General features: G+C 45.2%; 1 protein-coding gene. It reads right to left on the minus strand.

The annotated features are described in order from the left end of the window. Window positions 1–591, minus strand: a 591-nt coding sequence (locus QQK09_RS10685; protein WP_284204127.1) for a cadherin-like domain-containing protein, incomplete at both ends; no start/stop codon positions are given.

Raw genomic sequence — 591 nt, forward strand, 5'->3', positions numbered from 1 at the left:
ATACACCAATACTTACAGTGATCGTATCAGAACCACCGTTTCCATCGTCAACAATAACCGTGAAACTATCCTCACCGTTATAATTTTCATTGGGTGTGTATTCCCAAGTGCCATCTTCATTAACTACAACACTACCGTTTGTAGGATCGCTATTTTTCGTAAAGGTTAGTGGGTCACCATCAGGATCAGTCGCCTGCAAAGTACCGCCAACTGGTGTATCTTCAGCGGTTTCAACGGTGATGCTTTCACCGAGTGGGGTTTCATTATCACCCACTAATACCGGCGCGTCATTCTCTGGTAGCACACCGATATTGACCGTGATCGTATCTGAGCCACCGTTTCCATCGTCAACAATAACCGTGAAACTATCATCACCGTTATAATCTTCATTCGGCGTATATTCCCAGGTACCATCTTCATTAACTATAACACTACCGTTGGTAGGATCACTGTTTTGCGTAAAGGTTAATGGGTCACCATCAGGATCAGTGGCCTTTAAGGTACCGCCAACTGGCGTATCTTCAACTGTTTCGACTGCGATGCTCTCACCGAGTGGTGTTTCATTATCATCCACCAATACTGGCGCGTCAT

The sequence above is a fragment of the Psychromonas marina genome, assembly GCF_030161115.1.
Classification (GTDB): domain Bacteria; phylum Pseudomonadota; class Gammaproteobacteria; order Enterobacterales; family Psychromonadaceae; genus Psychromonas; species Psychromonas marina.